Source organism: Cupriavidus sp. 05N39, assembly GCF_056397325.1.
In genome coordinates this window covers 1-16,513 of record NZ_JBFTNE010000013.1, presented here as the reverse complement: position 1 = coordinate 16,513, position 16,513 = coordinate 1, and the positions used below count along the sequence as shown (strand labels likewise).

Sequence of the window (16,513 nt, the reverse complement as noted above, 5' to 3'; positions counted from 1 at the left end):
CTGGGCAGCGCGGCGCAAGCGTGATCGGTCCGCCGCGGAATCAGCCCTTCAGGTACATGTTCAGCCGCTTGGCCGCGTTGCGCAGGTGGGTTTCAGCCGCCTCCGCCGCCCGCTCCGGATCGCCCGCCGCGATCGCGTCGTAGATGGTCTTGTGCTCGTCCTGCACGGCCTCGACCATGTCCGCGTGATGGCTCTTGGTATTGCTCCTCGCCTGCCGGATCACGCGCCGCGCGCCATGCTCCAGGTGTTCGCTCAGCGCCTGGAAATGCGGGTTGTGGGTGGCCTCCACAATGGCCTGGTGAAAGGCGAAGTCCTCTTCGTCCCCCAGCCGGTCGTTGGCGATCTCGTACTCCATGCCGATCAGCGCCCGCCGGATCCGCTTGAGATCTTCCGGCGTGCGGCGCATGGCCGCGAACCTGGTGGCCGCCACTTCAATCGTCACCAGCAGTTCCATCACCATCGCCAGCGAGTCTTTCTCGTCGATGGCCACATCCTGCATGCGAAACGCCTGCCGCTGGCTGCGCTCGGTCACGAACACGCCGCTGCCCGCCTTGGGTGCAACCAGACCCTCCGACTTGAGCTGCGACAGCGCTTCGCGGACCACCGCGCGGCTGACCGAAAACTGCTCGCATAGCACGCGCTCGCTGGGCAGGCGGTCGCCCACGGCGAACTCGCCGGTCTGGATCGCCTGGATCAGCCGCCTTGCGATCTCGTCCGGCAGGTGTTTTGGCTCGGGATGGAACATGGTTCCCTCCGGGCGCTGGGTGGACGGCGGCGCCGCGGCACCGGGCATGGTCTTGTTCACTACTGGCTCCCTGGCGCCAGCCGGCATCTGGCTGGCGCTCGATCTTGAATTGGTCTTACAGGTCAATGTAGCACGACTCAACTCGTCTGGAACGTGCGAAATGCACCAGCACCAGACCGTAGCAGCGCCTGCTATGTGCCAGAAAGCCAATCCCTGCAAGGGAAGATGACCCACGCTCCGATGCGTGGATAGCCGTCCGATCCGGTCCTCAGTAGAAACCCTCATGGCGGGCATGTCGCCGTTGACGGCTGTCGTCCATCTCCCTATAGTAAACCTGTCAGACCACTTTACACACAGGTCAGACCACTATGACGGGCCAGTTTCAGCGCCCGCCAGATGATCCCAACAAAGCTAGGAGACACCCATGAGCGGTAGCCGCATTCCCCGTCCTTTGTTCGCAGCCGCGGCATTCTCGGTGCTGGCTGGCACGGCATCGGCGGCGCCGGTAAAGATTGCGCTGGTCGAGACACTGTCCGGCCCGCAGGCATCGACCGGCCTGATGTTCCGCGCGGCGGCGCGCTATGCGATCGACAAGATCAATGCCACCGGCGGCTGGAATGGCGAGCCGCTCCAACTGGTGGAGTACGACAACCAGGGCGGCCCGGCGGGCGCGGCGGACAAGCTGAAGGCGGCCGTGGCCGATGGCGCCCAGATCGTCATGCAGGGTTCGTCGTCGGCCGTGTCCGGCCAGATCACCGAGGACGTGCGCAAGTTCAACCTGCGCAATCCGGGCAAGGAAATCCTGTTCATGAACGTCGGCGGCGAGGCCATGGAGCTGACCGGCGAGAAGTGCCACTTCTACCATTTCAAGTTCGCCACCAACGCACAGATCCGCGTCAAGGCGCTGGTCGGCGCGATGAAGCCGCTCAACGCCCTCGGCACCCGCGTCTATTCGATCGACCAGAACTACTCCTGGGGCATCGATATGGAAAAGGCCACCGGCGACTACGCCAGCGCGGGCGGTTACACGGTCGTGGAAAAGACCCTGCACGACGTCAACAAGGTCCAGGACTTCTCGCCGTACGTGGCCAAGATCGCCGCCGCCAAGGCGGACAGCGTGATCACCGGCAACTGGTCGAACGACCTGCTGCTGCTGATGAAGGCCAGCAAGGCGGCAGGCCTGAAGACGCGCTTCGCTACGGTGTTCCTCGACCAGCCGGGCAATATCGGCAACGCCGCCGATGTGGCGCTCGGCCACTATGTCGCCCACCCCTTTAACGCCGAAGCGGGCGGCGCGGAGAGTGAGCGCTTCGCTAACGACTTCAAGGCCAGGCAGGGCCATATGCCGGCCTACATCGAGCCGCAGACGGTATTCGCGGTGGAGATGCTGGGCGAGGCGCTGAAGACGGTGAAGCCGGAAGGCGGCAAGCTCAACACCAGCACGCTGGCCAGGGCGCTCGAAAACGCCAAGATCAAGACCCCGATGGGCGAGATGAGCATGCGCGCCGCCGATCACCAGGTGCTGCTGCCCATGGTGGTGTCCGTCGTCGCCAAGGACGCGAAGTTCAAGGTCGACGGCACCGACATGGGCTTCAAGCCGGTCAAGACGTTCTCCGCCACTGAAGCCGCCACGCCGGCCCAGGCCAGCTGCAAGATGCCGCGCGCCGTCTGACTCCCCCTGCCATTGCCATAGCAAGACCTGCCAGCTCAGCGCCGCCCGGCGCGGCACTGGCAAGCGCGGCCGTTCACTCCGGCGGCCGCGCGCCATATGGCCGCACAGGCTCGTTCCAAGGAAGCCTTCATGGAATACCTCATCGTCTCACTGCTTAACGGCGCCATCTACGGCTTGCTGCTGTTCATGGTGTCGGCAGGCCTGACCCTCATCTTCGGCATGATGGGTGTGCTCAATTTTGCCCATGCGTCGTTCTACATGCTGGGCGCTTACTTTGCCTACACGCTGCAGGGCGCAATCGGCTTCTGGCCGGCCATCGTGGTTTCACCGATCCTGGTCGGACTGGTCGGGGTGGCGGTGGAGCGCTTCTTCCTGCGCCGCGTCCATCACCACGGCCACGCGCACGAGCTGCTGCTGACCTTCGGCCTGTCTTTCATCATTGCCGAGCTGATCAAGCTGTTCTTCGGCAACTTCCCGGTGGATTACCGCATCCCGGCATCGCTGGACTTCGCGGCCTTCCAGCTGGGGGTTTCCTCCTATCCCTTCTACCGCGTGTTCATGGGCGGCATCGCCGTGGCCATGTTCGCCGTGATCTACCTCCTGCTCACTTACACCCGGGTCGGCATCGTGGTGCGCTCCGCCATCTACAAGCCGCGCATGGCCGAGGCGCTGGGCCACAACGTGCCGCTGGTCTTCATGGGCGTGTTCGGCATCGGCGCGGCGCTGGCCGGCCTGGCCGGCGCGGTGGCGGGCGCGTTCTACACCACCAACCCGAACATGGCGCTCGAACTCGGCGTGATGGTCTTCGTGGTGGTGGTGGTGGGCGGCCTGGGCTCGCTGGAGGGCGCCATGCTCGCCTCGCTGATGATCGGCCTGATCACGGCGTTCTCGGTCGGCATCGACCGCAGCCTCGCCGACCTGCTGGCCCTGTTCGGCGCGGGCGCCTGGGCCGGGGAAGCGGGCGGGCTGCTGACCCTGAAGCTGTCCAGCCTGGCCGGGACCATCCCGTTCGCGCTGATGCTGCTGATTTTGCTGGTTCGCCCGTCAGGGCTGATGGGCGAGAAGGAGTAACCATGACCAATGTCTCCAACACGCAGAAGACCCTGCTGCTGCTCGGCACAGGCGCACTGCTGGCGCTGCCGCTGGTGCTGTCGCAATCGCTGGTCAACGCATCGATCCAGATGCTGATCGCCGTGCTGTTCGCCGCCTCGTTCAACCTGCTGAGCGGCCAGGGCGGCATGCTGTCGTTCGGCCATGCGGCGTACTTCGGCATCGGTTCCTTCGCCACCGTGCATGCGATGAACGCCTTCGGCGGCAACGGCCTGCTGCCCACGCCGCTGCTGCCGCTGGCAGGCGGCGCCCTGGGCCTCGTCGCCGGCCTGGCCGCCGGCTGGTTCGCCACCAAGCGCACCGGCGTCTACTTCGCCATGATCACGCTGGCGCTGGCCGAACTGCTGCACTCGCTGGCGCCGCACCTGAAGGGCTGGTTCGGCGGCGAGGCGGGCCTGTCCACCATGCGCATGCCGGCATGGGGCCTTACCTTCGGCGACAGCAACCAGGTCTACTACCTGACGTTATTCTGGGTGCTGCTGTCGCTGGCGCTGCTGTATCTGTTCACCCTGACCCCGGTGGGCCGCCTGACGCTGGGCCTGCGCGAGAACGCCAACCGCCTGCGTTTCCTCGGCTACGACACGCACCGCCTCGGCGTGCTGGTGTTCGCCGTCTCGGCCATGTTCGCCGGCATCGCGGGCGCGCTGCAGGCGCTCAACATGGAAGCGGCCAACTACGTGGTGTTCGAGTCCTCGGCCTCCGCGGCGGTGGTGCTCAACAGCTATATCGGCGGCGTGAAGCTCTTTCTCGGCCCGGCGCTGGGCGCGGCGGTGATGACCTTTTTCGGCTATGCGGTCTCCGACCTGACGCGCTCATGGCTGCTGTACCAGGGCATCGTGTTCGTGCTGGTGATGATGTTCATGCCGACGGGCCTGGCCGGGCTGATCAAGTCCTTCGCCGCGCACGGCAAGACCTATGGCCTGCGCCCGTTGCTGCCGATCGCGCTGGTCTTCATCATCGGCACGTTGCTGCTCACGGTCGGCACCGTGTTCACGGTGGAGATGCTGCAGCGCTTCTTCTCGCAAGACTACCGCTCCATGGCCGCCCTGAATGGCGGCGGCTGGCCCGCGATCCCGCTGTTCGGCCGCGAGTGGGATCCCGTCTCGCCGCTGACCTGGCTGGTGCCCGCGGCGCTGCTGGCGGCCGGCATCGCGACGGTGCGCCTGGCCAACGGCCGCTGGCTGCGCCTGAAGGACGCCGCCCCCGCCGCCGAAGCCGTTGCCCACGCCGCCACCAACGTCCAGAGGAACCCGGCATGAACACGCAAGCGATTCTCTCCCTGCGCGGGCTGCGCAAATCCTTTGGCGACGTCGACATCATCCGCGGCGTGGACCTCGATCTCGTCAGCGGCGAACGGCACGCGCTGATCGGACCGAACGGCGCAGGCAAATCCACGCTGTTCCACCTGATCTCCGGCCGCCTGCCGCTGACCAAAGGCGAGATCGTGCTCAACGGCGAGCCCATCCAGGGCCTGACGCCGCAGCAGATCAACCATCGCGGCCTGGCGCGCTCGTTCCAGATCACCAATATCTTCGCTGGCCTGACCGTCTTCGAAAACCTGCGCCTCGCCGTGATGCGGCGCCACGGCCTGCAATACACGCTGTGGAAGTTCGCCCACAAGCTGCGCGCCGTGCGCGAAGAAACCCGGCACCTGCTCGAACAGGTCCGGCTGGCCGAACGCGCGCAGGCCATCGCCGGCGAGTTGTCGTATTCGGAGCAACGTTCGCTGGAGATCGCCATGACGCTGGCCTCGGACCCGAAGGTCATCATGCTCGACGAGCCGATGGCGGGCATGTCGCAGGAAGAAACCGACTATACCGCCGGCCTGATCCGCGAGATCGCGCAGGGCCGCACGCTGATGATCGTGGAGCACGACATGGACGTGGTGTTCTCGCTCAGCGACCGCATCAGCGTGCTGGTCTACGGCGAGATCGTCGCCACCGGCACGCCCGACGAGATCCGCAACAACGCACGCGTCAAGGAAGCCTATCTGGGCGAGGAGGTCACYGTATGAGCGCACCGTCCATGCCATCCGCCGACCCGCTGCTCAGCGTACAGGGCCTGCACGCGCACTACGGCAAGAGCCACATCCTGCACGGCGTGGATTTCCACGTGGGGAACGCCGAAGTGGTGAGCCTGCTGGGCCGCAACGGCTCGGGCCGCTCCACCACGCTGAAAGCCATCATGGGCCTGGTCCCGCCGAGTGCGGGCCACGTCAGGCTGCGCGGCCGCGATCTCGCCGGCGCGCAATCCTATGCGATCTGCCGGCGCGGCATTGCCTACGTGCCGGAGGAGCGCGAGGTCTTCGCCAACCTCACGGTCGAAGAAAACCTGCGCATGGGCGAACAGCGCGCCACCGAAGGCGCGCCGAAATGGACCTTCGAGCAGATGTTCGACTACTTCCCGCGCCTGAAGGAACGCCGCAATACCAAGGCCGGCAGCCTCTCCGGCGGCGAGCAGCAGATGCTGACCATGTGCCGCTCGCTGCTGGGCAACCCGCTGGTGATCCTGATCGACGAGCCCACCGAAGGCCTCGCGCCCAAGATCGTGACGGTGGTCGGCGAGGCCATCCAGGACATTCACCGCCGGGGCGTATCGGTGGTGCTGGTGGAGCAGAAGCTCGCCATCGCGCTGAAGGTATCGAGCCGTGTCTGCGTGATGGGCCATGGGCGCATCGTCTTCGAGGGCACGCCCGGACAACTCACTTCCAATACCCAACTTCTGAAGGACTGGTTAGCCGTATGAGYACTTCCCTGCCAATTGGATACCCGAACGCGCAACCCTTCGCGCGCGCCAGCTACCCCGGCCTGGCCGGCAAKGTCGTGCTCAACACCGGCGGCGCCAGCGGCATCGGCCGCGCGATGGCGCACGGCTTTGCCCGGCACGGCGCGCGGCTGATGCTGCTGGACCTGGACGCGGAAGGACTCGCCAGCGCCAGGGCGGAACTGGAAGCGGCCTACCCGGAAGCGCAGGTCGAAGTCGTGAAGGCTTCGATCACCGATCCAGACGCCGTGGAGCAGGCCTGCGCCGCCACCGAAGCCCGCTTCGGCCGCATCGATATCCTGCTCAACAACGCCGGCATCTCGATGAACAAGCCATCGCTGGAACTGACGCCCGAAGACTGGCGCCGCGCCATCGATATCGACCTCTCCGGCGTGTTCTTCTGCACGCAGGCGGCGGCGCGCCGCATGGTGCGCCAGGGCGGCGGCTCCATTCTCAGCACGGCATCGATGTGGGGCCTGGCCTCGTCGGCCCGGCGTCTGGCCTACTGCGCGGCCAAGGCGGGCGTGGTCTCGCTGACCAAGTCGCTGGCGGCGGAATGGGCTGAGTACAACATCCGCGTCAACGCGGTCTGCCCGGGCTACACCAGCACCGCGCTGATGGAAACGCTGCTGGCCAGCAAGGCCATCGACGGCGAGGCCTTGCTGGCGCGCACGCCGCTGCGGCGCTTCGGCGCGCCGGAGGAGATGGCGGAAGTCGCGCTCTTCCTGGCATCGGACTCGGCCGCGTTCATCACCGGCCATGCGCTGGTCTCCGACGGCGGCTGGACCGCCGACGGCTTCTGAGCGCGCTGTTCCCAACACGATTGAAAACACCATCGACCGGTAATCAAGGATCCTCGAATGTCTGAACGTAGCGCCCTGCGCCCCGCCGCCGAATGGGTGGAACTGCGCACCACCGATGAAGACTGGGCCAAGGCCGACCCCGCCCTGCTCGGCACGCTGCTGAGCCACCTGCACCTGATCCGCGGCTTCGAGGAAGCCGTGCTCGAACTCGCCGCCGAAGGCCTGGTCCACGGGCCCGCGCACTCCAGCATCGGGCAGGAAGGCGGCGCCGCCGGCTCCATCGTGCCGCTGACCGGCGCCGACCAGATCAACGGCTCGCACCGCGGACACCATCAATTCATCTCCAAGGCGCTGGGCTACCTCGCGCCCAACGGCATCGACCCGCGCGCGCCGCTGCCGGCGGATGTGCAAACGCTGCTGCAACGCACGCTCGCGGAAATCCTCGGGCTGGCGCAAGGCTACTGCAAGGGCCGTGGCGGTTCGATGCACTTGCAGTGGGCCGAAGCCGGCGCGCTGGGCACCAATGCCATCGTTGGCGGCGGCGTGCCGATGGCCGCGGGCGCGGCGTGGTCGCACCGGCATGCGGGCACCGACGCCGTGGCCATCACCTACTTCGGCGATGGCGCGGTCAATATCGGCTCGGTGCTGGAGACCATGAACCTGGCGGCCGCGTGGAAGCTGCCGCTGTGCTTCTTTATCGAGAACAACCGCTACGCCGTCTCCACCACGGTGGAGGAGTCCACCGCCGAGCCGCGCCTGTCCGCGCGCGGCATGGGCTTCAATATCCCGAGCTGGAAAGTCGACGGCATGGACCCGCTGGCGGTCTACCTCGCCACGCAGGAAGCGCTGGCGCACATGCGCGCCGGCAAGGGCCCCACGGTCATCGAAGCCGATCTCTACCGCTTCTTCCACCAGAACGGCCCTTTCCCCGGCAGCGCCTTCGGCTACCGCACCAAGGAAGAAGAACAGCAATGGCGCGCGCGCGATCCGCTCGAACTGATGGCGCGCCGCATGCAGGAACGCGGCCTCATCAGCGCCGGCGAGATCGCCGCGCTGCGCGAACGCATCAAGCAAGGCATGCGCGATGCCATGGCGGCACTGACCGAGGCCGATCCTTCCGGCAAGCCTGGCAAGCGCCGCATCCGTCCCGAACTGTGGCCGAGCCCGGATTTCCGCGACGTGGGCGTCCGTGGCGACCTGAGCGAGCTGGAAGGCCTGCGCTGCGAGGACGAAGCCGCCTTCCCGGGCAAGCTGGACAAGCGCAAGTTCATCGATGTGGTGGCGGACGTCATGCACCGCCGCATGGAGACCGACCCGTCGGTGGTGGTGATGGGCGAGGATGTGCACCGCCTCAAGGGCGGCACCAACGGCGCCACGCGCGGCCTGCGCGACAGCTTCCCGGACCGCGTGCTGGGCACGCCGATCAGCGAGAACGCATTCGTCGGCCTCGGCGGCGGGCTGGCGCTGGATGGCCGCTACAAGCCCGTGGTTGAGTTCATGTACCCGGACTTCATGTGGGTGGCGGCCGACCAGGTCTTCAACCAGATCGGCAAGGCGCGCCATATGTTCGGCGGCGAGAGCGATGTGCCGCTGGTGCTGCGCACCAAGGTGGCGATGGGCACGGGCTACGGCTCGCAGCACTCGATGGACCCGGCCGGCATCTTCGCCACCAACCCGGGCTGGCGCATCGTGGCGCCTTCCACGCCGTTCGACTATGTGGGCCTGATGAACACGGCGCTGGCGTGCAAGGACCCTGTGCTGGTGATCGAGCACGTGGACCTGTACAACGCATCGGGCGTGGGGCCGGTGGACGACTTCGACTACCACCTGCCGGTGGGCAAGGCGGCGGTGCGCCGCAATGGCAGCGACGTCACCGTCATCACCTACCTGTCGATGGTCGGCCATTCGCTCGAAGCGGTGGAGCAGACCGGCATCGACGCCGAGGTGATCGACCTGCGCTGGCTGGACCGCGCCAGCCTGGACTGGGACACCATCGGGCAGAGCATCAGGAAGACCAACAATGTGCTGATCGCGGAGCAAGGCGCGCGCGGCACTTCCTACGGCGGCTGGCTGGCCGACGAGATCCAGCGCCGCTACTTCGACTGGCTGGACCAGCCGGTGCAGCGCGTGACCGGGGCGGAAGCCGCGCCGAGCATTTCCAAGGTGCTGGAGCGTGCCGCTGCCGCCCGCACCGAGGAAGTGGTGGAAGGCCTGCGGCAAGTGATGCGCGACAAAGGCGCGGCGTAAGCCCGGTGCCTGCCCGGCAAGCCAATTGAACGAATCCAAGGAAACCCAAGGAATTCCAATGACCCTGAACATGATTGCTCCCCTGGAGGTCGGCATCGCCGTGCGCGACCTGCCGCGCATGCGCCGCTTCTATGAGCAGGTGCTGGGCTTCACCTTCGTGAGCGAAGTTGCCGTGCCCGCGGCCAACGCCGCGCAGGCCGCGATGCATGCCGGCGGTTACACCGCCGTGCGCCTGCAGACGAACCATGGCGAGCGCATCAAGCTGCTGGCCCCGGTGCAAGCGCCGGCAGCCGAGCCGGCTCCCCAATACATCCTCGACAAAGCCAACGCCACCTACCTCACGTTTATCGTGGACGACATCCAGGCCGCGGTCGACAGGCTGATCGCCGCCGGCGTGGCGTTCCTGACCGGCCCGCAGCGCATTGAAGTGCGCCCCGGCACTTACCTCGCGTTCTGCCGCGACCCCGAAGGCAACGTGCTCGAGATCGTGCAGTACGCGGATATCGCGGCTTATCGCCCCGACCTGCAATCGCCGAGGAATGCCTGACATGGCCACCCTGCTACGCATGCCCGAGGTGGCGGCCAATGCCACCCAGGCCACGCTGCAAGCGTGGACCAAGAACGAAGGCGATACGATTGCCGTGGGCGACTGCATCGCCGAGATCGAAACCGACAAGGCCGTGGTCGAACTCAATGCCGACTCGGCCGGCGTGCTCGGTCGCCGCCTGGTGGCGGCGGGCCAGGACGTGGAAGTGGGCGCGCCGATCGGCGTGCTGCTGGTCAATGGCGAAACCAGCGTGGATATCGATGCGCTGATCGCGGCGGCGGGTGGTGGCGCGCAAGCACCGGAAGCCGTGGCGGCATCCGCTGGGCAAGCCGTTGCTGCTGCCACGACTGCCGCCCCGCAAGCCGCGCGCATCTTCGCCAGCCCCCTCGCCCGCCGCCTGGCTGCGCAGCGCGGACTGGACCTGGCGGCATTGCGCGGCAGCGGCCCCAATGGCCGCATCGTCAAGCGCGATATCGAGCAGGCCGCCGCGATTCCTGCCGCTGCCGGCGCACCTTCCACCGTGCGCCCGGCCGCACCGCAGGCCCAGGTCAGCGAAGCGTTCACCGAAGTCCCGCACAGCAATATGCGCCGCACCATTGCGCGCCGCCTGAGCGAGAGCAAGTCCACCATCCCGCATTTCTACCTCACGGCGGATTGCCGCATGGAGCGGCTGCTGGCGCTGCGCGCGGAGATCAATGCCAACGCGCCGCGCAAGATCTCGGTCAACGACTTCATCGTGCGCGCCGTGGCGGTCGCCTTGCGCGAGGTCCCGCAGGCCAACGTCGGCTGGACCGACGCGGCCATGCGGCATTACCACCAGGCCGATATCGCCGTGGCGGTGTCCACGGATGCCGGCCTGATCACGCCCATCGTGCGCGCGGCGGACATGAAGCCGCTGTCGCTGATCAGCACCGAGATCGCCGACCTGGCGACGCGCGCGCGCGCGTCGCAACTACGGCCCGAGGAGTACCAGGGCGGCAGCTTCAGCGTGAGCAACCTCGGCATGTTCGGCGTGTCCGGGTTCTCCGCCATCATCAATCCGCCACAGGCCGCCATCCTCGCGGTGGGCGCCACGCAGGCGGTGCCGGTGGTGGAAGACGGCGAACTGAAGGTCGGGCAGGTCATGCGCTGCACGCTTTCGGTGGACCACCGCGCCATCGACGGCGCGCTGGCCGCGAAATGGCTGGCCGCGTTCCAGCGCCTGCTTGAAAACCCCTTGTCGATGCTGATCTGAGGACCATGACGTGGCGAATTCCTCATTTGACCTGATCGTCGTCGGCGGCGGCCCCGGCGGCTATGTGGCGGCGATCCGCGCCGTGCAGCTCGGCATGAAAACCGCGCTGGTCGAGAAAGAGCACCTGGGCGGCGTTTGCCTGAACTGGGGCTGCATTCCCACCAAGGCGCTCCTGCGCTCCGCCGATGTGCTGCGGCTGGTCAGGGACGCGGCGTCCTTTGGCGTGCGCGCAGCCGCGCCTACCGCCGACCTGCCAGCCATGGTGGCCCGCTCCCGCGCGGTTGCCGCGCAGCTCAACAAGGGCGTAGCCCACCTGATGAAGAAGAACGGCGTGACCGTGCTCAACGGCCACGGACGGCTGGCGGGCAAGGGCAAGCTGGAAGTCACCGCGCCGGATGGCAAGACGAGTACCGTGTCGTCCGCCCACATCCTGCTCGCCACCGGCGCGCGCGCGCGCCAGCTGCCCGCGCTGCCGGCGGACGGCCAGACGGTCTGGACCTATCGCGAGGCGCTGGCGCCGCCCGTGGTGCCAAAGCGCATGCTGATCGTCGGTGCCGGTGCCATCGGCATCGAGTTCGCCAGCTTCTATCACGCGGTGGGCACCGAGGTGACGGTGGTCGAGATGGCGGACCGCATCCTGCCGGTGGAGGATGCCGACATCTCCGCGCAGGTGGCGAACAGCCTGAGCCGGGAAGGCATCGTGCTGCATACGGCCGCCAGCATCGGGAGCGCGGAACGCAAGGCGTCCGGCTGGTCCGTCGCACTGCAAGGCGGCAAGTCCGGCGGCGCGAAGATCGAGGCCGATGTCGTGCTGGTGGCGGCAGGCATCGTCGGCAACGTCGAAGACCTCGGGCTGGAGAAGACCGCCGTCAAGGTCGAGAAGACGCATATCGTGACCGATGCGTTCTGCYGCACGGCAGAGCCCGGCGTGTATGCCATCGGCGACGTGGCGGGCCCGCCCTGGCTGGCGCACAAGGCCAGCCACGAAGGCGTGATCTGCGTGGAACAGATCGCCGGGCTGCACCCGCATGCGCTCGATGCAACGCGCATCCCGGCCTGCACGTACAGCCATCCGCAAGTGGCCAGCGTAGGGCTGACCGAGGCGCAGGCCAGGGAACGCGGCCATCAGGTCAAGGTCGGCAAGTTTCCTTTCGTCGGCAACGGCAAGGCCATTGCCATGGGCAGCACCGCGGGCCTGGTGAAAGTCATATTCGACGCAGGCAGCGGCGAACTGCTCGGCGCCCATATGGTGGGCGACGAGGTCACCGAGATGATCCAGGGCTACGCCATCGCGCAGACGCTGGAGACCACCGAAGCCGACCTGATATCCGCCGTCCTGCCGCACCCGACCCTGTCCGAGGCCATGCACGAAGCCGTGCTCGCGGCCTACGGGCGCGCGCTGCATATCTGACCTCCCGGAGACAACATGTACAACTTCGATCAACGCACGCTGCTGCTGACCGGCGCCAATGGCGGCATCGGCCGTGAAACGGCCAGGCTGTTCCTGGCGCACGGCGCCAACCTGGTACTGACGGATCTCGACGAACCCGGCCTGGCTGGCTTTGCGCGCGAACTGGACCCCACCGGCGAGCGCGTCGCCACGCTGCGCATGGACGCCGCCAACCCTGACGATTGCGCCGGCGCCGTGGCGCTGGCGCAGGACCGCTTCGGCGGCATCGACTTCCTGGTGCCGTCGGCCGGCTTGTACCAGGCCCAGCCGGTCGCGCAGATGAGCGATGCGCAATGGCGTCAGACGCTGTCCATCAACCTGGATGGCGTGTTCTATCTTGTGCGCCGCGCCATTCCCGCGCTGCGCGAGAACAGCGCCATCGTCAACCTGACATCGGTGGCTGCGCATCGGGGCGCTTACTACAATGCGCACTATTCGGCCTCCAAGGGCGGGCTGCTCAGCCTTACCCGCAGCCTGGCGCGGGAACTCGGGCCGCGCACCCGCGTCAATGCGGTATCGCCAGGCGTGATCGAAACCCCCATGACCACCGAGCTGATCCAGAAACGCGGCGCCGATTCCGTCGAACAGACACCGCTCAAGCGCCTCGGCCATCCGCGCGAGATCGCCACAGCCATCGGCTTCCTGTGCAGCAACGCGGCCAGCTTTGTTACCGGCGAGGTGCTGCACGTCAATGGCGGGCTGTATATCGCGGGCTGATCCTCCGTCCGGCGGCCAAACAAGATCGCCGGATCCTGCTAACCTGCCGTCAGCGGCGCTGCGCCGAATCCCCCCAACATCGCTACGGAACCGGAACCAGACCATGTTGCAACTCCAAGACCCCTCCCTGCTGCGCCAGCAGTGCTATGTCGACGGCCGCTGGATCGATGCAGAGCGTCATATCGACGTGACCAACCCCGCCACCGGCGAGCGCGTCGGCCAGGTGCCCCTGCTGGGCGCCGGCGAGACACGCCAGGCCATCGAGGCCGCCAACCGCGCCCTGCCGGCCTGGCGCGCGCGTACCGCCAAGGAACGCTCCGCGCTGCTGCGCAAGTGGTTCGAACTGCTGCTGGCGAACCAGGACGACCTGGCCCGCATCATGACCGCCGAGCAAGGCAAGCCCTTTGCCGAAGCGCGCGGCGAGATCGGCTATGCCGCCTCCTTCATCGAGTGGTTCGCCGAGGAAGGCAAACGCGTCTACGGCGAGACCATTCCCGCGCCGGTCAGCAACCAGCGCATCGTCGTCACCAAGGAACCGGTAGGCGTGTGCGCGGCCATCACGCCGTGGAATTTCCCCGCGGCCATGATCACGCGCAAGGCTGGCCCGGCGCTGGCGGCGGGTTGCACGATGGTGGTCAAGCCCGCCTCGCAAACCCCGCTGACCGCGCTGGCGATGGTGGTGCTGGCGGAACGCGCCGGCATCCCCGCGGGCGTGCTGTCGGTCGTCACCGGCTCGGCTTCCGCCATCGGCGGCGAACTCAGCAGCAACCCGCTGGTGCGCAAGCTCACCTTTACCGGCTCGACGGAAGTCGGCCGTACGCTGATGGCGCAGACGGCGTCCACCATCAAGAAGGTCTCGATGGAACTGGGCGGCAACGCGCCCTTTATCGTGTTCGAGGATGCCGACCTGGATGCCGCCGTGGAAGGCGCCATCGTGTCCAAGTACCGCAACGCGGGACAGACCTGCGTCTGCGCCAACCGCCTCTATGTGCACAGCAAGGTCTATGACGCCTTCGCCGAAAAACTGGTCGCGGCGGTGCGCGCGCTGAAGGTGGGCAACGGCATGGAAGACGGCGTGCGCATCGGACCGCTGATCGACGGCAAGGCCGTGACCAAGGTCGAGGAACATATCACCGACGCGATCTCCAAGGGTGCGCGCGTGCTGCAAGGCGGCAAGCGTCACGCGCTGGGGCAATCGTTCTTCGAGCCTACCGTGCTGGCCGACGTGAAGCCCGGCATGCTGGTAGCGCGTGAAGAAACCTTCGGCCCGCTCGCGCCGCTGTTCCGCTTCGAGACCGAGGACGAAGTGGTCGCCATGGCCAACGACACGGAATTCGGCCTGGCGAGCTATTTCTACGCACGCGATCTCGGCCGCGTGTGGCGCGTTTCCGAGCGGCTGGAGTACGGCATGGTGGGCGTCAACACCGGYCTGATCTCGAACGAGGTAGCGCCCTTCGGCGGCGTCAAGCAATCGGGCGTGGGCCGCGAAGGCTCGCATTACGGTATCGAGGACTACCTGGTCATCAAGTACACCTGCATGGCCGGCATCTGAGCCATCGCCGTGCCCGCGGGACGGAGCGCGTCCGTCCCGCCTCCCGCCCCCCTCCCTCCACATTACCCAAGATCCCGCAATGCAGATCGATGGCAATACCCAGATTGTCGGCATCATCGCCGCCCCCATCGCGCACGTGCGCACGCCGCAACTCTTCAATGCCTCGGTAGCCCGCCAGGGCCTGAACGCCGTCTGCGTGCCCTTCCATGTGGATTCGGCGCAATTGCAGGCATTCCTCGCCGGCGCGCCGGCCGCGCAAAACCTGCAAGGCCTGGTCGTCACCATTCCACACAAGGAAAACGTGGTCGCCGCCTGTGGCGAACTGACCGACACCGCCCGCCTGGTCGGCTCCGTCAACGCCATGCGCTTCGACCGCGAGAAAGGCCACTGGACCGGCGGCAATTTCGATGGCGACGGCTTCGTCGCCGGCCTGCGCGAACGCGGCCACAGCCTGTCCGGCAAGCGTGTGCTGCAGCTTGGCGCCGGCGGCGCCGGCAAATCGATGGCCTACGCCATCGCCCGCGAGAACCCCGCCGAACTGGTCATCTACAACCGCTCCGCCGACAAGGCCGAAGAGCTCGCCGCGAGCCTGGGGAAAGCGCTGCCATCTGTCCCGATCCGCAGCGGCGACAACAACCCCTCCGGCTTCGACGTAGTCGTCAACGCCACGGCCCTCGGCCTGCGCGACACCGACCCCACGCCAGTACCCGCGCAACAGCTGAGCGCAGGCACGCTGGTGTGCGAAGCGGTGGTGCGCGACGGTGATACGCCCCTGCTCAAAGCCGCGCGCGAACTAGGTTGCACGGTGCACCACGGGCAGTGGATGCTGTACGGTCAGATCGTGGAAATCTCACGCTTCCTCGGCGTTCCGCTCGCACCGGAGTTTGTCGAACGGATCCTGGGGCCGGCGGACTGAGCGCGGGGAGAGCAAACCAGCGGATGGCAAGCGACCGACGTCGAAATCGTCGGCTGCCACTAAAGGAGAAAACGATGGCACGGGAAGTTCCGCTAACCAAGCCAGGCGAGATCCTGCAACTGGACTGGCTTGAGCCACTTGGGATCAGCCAGTACGCACTCGCCAAGGCAATCGATGTCCCGCCTCGGCGCATCAACCAGATCGTCAAGGGCGAGCGCGCCATCACCGCCGATACGGCCGTCCGGCTCGGCGTGTTCTTCGGCACCGATGCCCAAAGCTGGATGCACCTCCAAACCCACTACGACACCGAGATGGCAAAAGAAAAGATTGGCGCGGAGAAACTGGCAGCGATCAAGGAGCATGCCGTCGCCGCTTAGCGCTTTGCCTCTTCCACGTCATGCGAGCCCACCGGGGGTTCCTGGCGTGGGGAGTACCACCGGCATGCGGCATGCGAGAGTGAACGCCCGCCCTCTCCCGCAGGCGGGAGAGGGGAGCAAACCCGTGGATAGCAGAGGGTAGCGCGCCGGCGGATCCAGCCCCGCGCGAAAGCCCAAACGTTCGAGATCCGAGGACCAAGGCAAGGGCGCTGCCGCCAGATCAACGATTCGGTGTAGCCGTGTTTGCCGCCCGAGGGGCGGMAAACACCGGCCCGCGATGCGAAGCGAGCCGTCAAGGTGTACCAGGCCGTATGGGGCGCCTCGTCGGCAGGCAAAAAGAGCGGAAGAGAGGGACCCATGTTTGAGTATCGCCTTAAGGC

The 16,513-nt window shown here is 66.9% G+C and carries 15 protein-coding genes; 14 read left to right on the top strand and 1 reads right to left on the bottom strand.

Features of this window, described 5'->3' with window-relative positions:
* Positions 1-40: 40 nt before the first annotated feature.
* The gene (locus AC1DN0_RS08360; RefSeq protein ID WP_276288008.1) at positions 41-745 is read right to left on the bottom strand and encodes a FadR/GntR family transcriptional regulator; all 705 of its coding nucleotides are present in this window, start codon (positions 743-745) and stop codon (positions 41-43) included.
* A gap of 424 nt (positions 746-1,169) precedes the next feature.
* On the opposite strand from AC1DN0_RS08360, the gene AC1DN0_RS08355 reads away from it, so the two are divergent.
* From AC1DN0_RS08355 to AC1DN0_RS08290, 14 genes are all read left to right on the top strand, one after another.
* On the top strand, positions 1,170-2,417 hold the full coding sequence (locus AC1DN0_RS08355; RefSeq protein WP_441631747.1) for a branched-chain amino acid ABC transporter substrate-binding protein: 1,248 nt from the start codon (positions 1,170-1,172) through the stop codon (positions 2,415-2,417).
* A gap of 129 nt (positions 2,418-2,546) precedes the next feature.
* The gene (locus tag AC1DN0_RS08350; RefSeq protein ID WP_441631749.1) at positions 2,547-3,488 is read left to right on the top strand and encodes a branched-chain amino acid ABC transporter permease; all 942 of its coding nucleotides are present in this window, start codon (positions 2,547-2,549) and stop codon (positions 3,486-3,488) included.
* A 2-nt stretch (positions 3,489-3,490) separates the two neighbouring features.
* Complete coding sequence (locus tag AC1DN0_RS08345) at positions 3,491-4,786, top strand: branched-chain amino acid ABC transporter permease (protein WP_441631751.1); 1,296 nt, start codon at positions 3,491-3,493, stop codon at positions 4,784-4,786.
* Positions 4,783-5,541, top strand: a complete 759-nt coding sequence (locus AC1DN0_RS08340) for an ABC transporter ATP-binding protein (protein WP_441631753.1) — start codon at positions 4,783-4,785, stop codon at positions 5,539-5,541. Before AC1DN0_RS08345 ends, AC1DN0_RS08340 begins: the two co-directional genes overlap by 4 nt.
* Positions 5,542-5,552: 11 nt before the next feature.
* The gene (locus AC1DN0_RS08335) at positions 5,553-6,272 is read left to right on the top strand and encodes an ABC transporter ATP-binding protein (protein WP_441631772.1); all 720 of its coding nucleotides are present in this window, start codon (positions 5,553-5,555) and stop codon (positions 6,270-6,272) included.
* Complete coding sequence (locus tag AC1DN0_RS08330) at positions 6,269-7,093, top strand: SDR family NAD(P)-dependent oxidoreductase (protein WP_477145649.1); 825 nt, start codon at positions 6,269-6,271, stop codon at positions 7,091-7,093. The genes AC1DN0_RS08335 and AC1DN0_RS08330 overlap by 4 nt, the downstream gene beginning before the upstream one ends.
* 57 nt (positions 7,094-7,150) lie before the next feature.
* On the top strand, positions 7,151-9,340 hold the full coding sequence (locus tag AC1DN0_RS08325; RefSeq protein WP_441631757.1) for an alpha-ketoacid dehydrogenase subunit alpha/beta: 2,190 nt from the start codon (positions 7,151-7,153) through the stop codon (positions 9,338-9,340).
* Positions 9,341-9,398: 58 nt separating this feature from the next.
* Entirely contained in the window at positions 9,399-9,887 is a 489-nt protein-coding gene (locus AC1DN0_RS08320; RefSeq protein WP_441631759.1) for a VOC family protein, read from the top strand.
* Between the two features lies 1 nt (position 9,888).
* A complete protein-coding gene (locus AC1DN0_RS08315) occupies positions 9,889-11,121 on the top strand; it encodes a pyruvate dehydrogenase complex dihydrolipoamide acetyltransferase (RefSeq protein WP_441631761.1) in 1,233 nt (410 codons plus the stop codon).
* 10 nt (positions 11,122-11,131) lie between these two features.
* Positions 11,132-12,532 (top strand): dihydrolipoyl dehydrogenase, encoded by a 1,401-nt coding sequence (gene lpdA / locus AC1DN0_RS08310; protein WP_477145648.1) that lies wholly within the window; start codon positions 11,132-11,134, stop codon positions 12,530-12,532.
* 15 nt (positions 12,533-12,547) lie between these two features.
* The gene (locus tag AC1DN0_RS08305) at positions 12,548-13,288 is read left to right on the top strand and encodes an SDR family NAD(P)-dependent oxidoreductase (RefSeq protein ID WP_441631765.1); all 741 of its coding nucleotides are present in this window, start codon (positions 12,548-12,550) and stop codon (positions 13,286-13,288) included.
* A 103-nt stretch (positions 13,289-13,391) separates the two neighbouring features.
* The gene (gene gabD, locus AC1DN0_RS08300; protein WP_035871914.1) at positions 13,392-14,840 is read left to right on the top strand and encodes an NADP-dependent succinate-semialdehyde dehydrogenase; all 1,449 of its coding nucleotides are present in this window, start codon (positions 13,392-13,394) and stop codon (positions 14,838-14,840) included.
* Positions 14,841-14,919: 79 nt separating this feature from the next.
* Positions 14,920-15,756, top strand: coding sequence for a shikimate dehydrogenase family protein (locus AC1DN0_RS08295; protein ID WP_441631767.1), 837 nt, complete (start codon positions 14,920-14,922; stop codon positions 15,754-15,756).
* 74 nt (positions 15,757-15,830) lie between these two features.
* Positions 15,831-16,133 (top strand): HigA family addiction module antitoxin, encoded by a 303-nt coding sequence (locus tag AC1DN0_RS08290; RefSeq protein WP_441631769.1) that lies wholly within the window; start codon positions 15,831-15,833, stop codon positions 16,131-16,133.
* Positions 16,134-16,513: the final 380 nt, after the last annotated feature.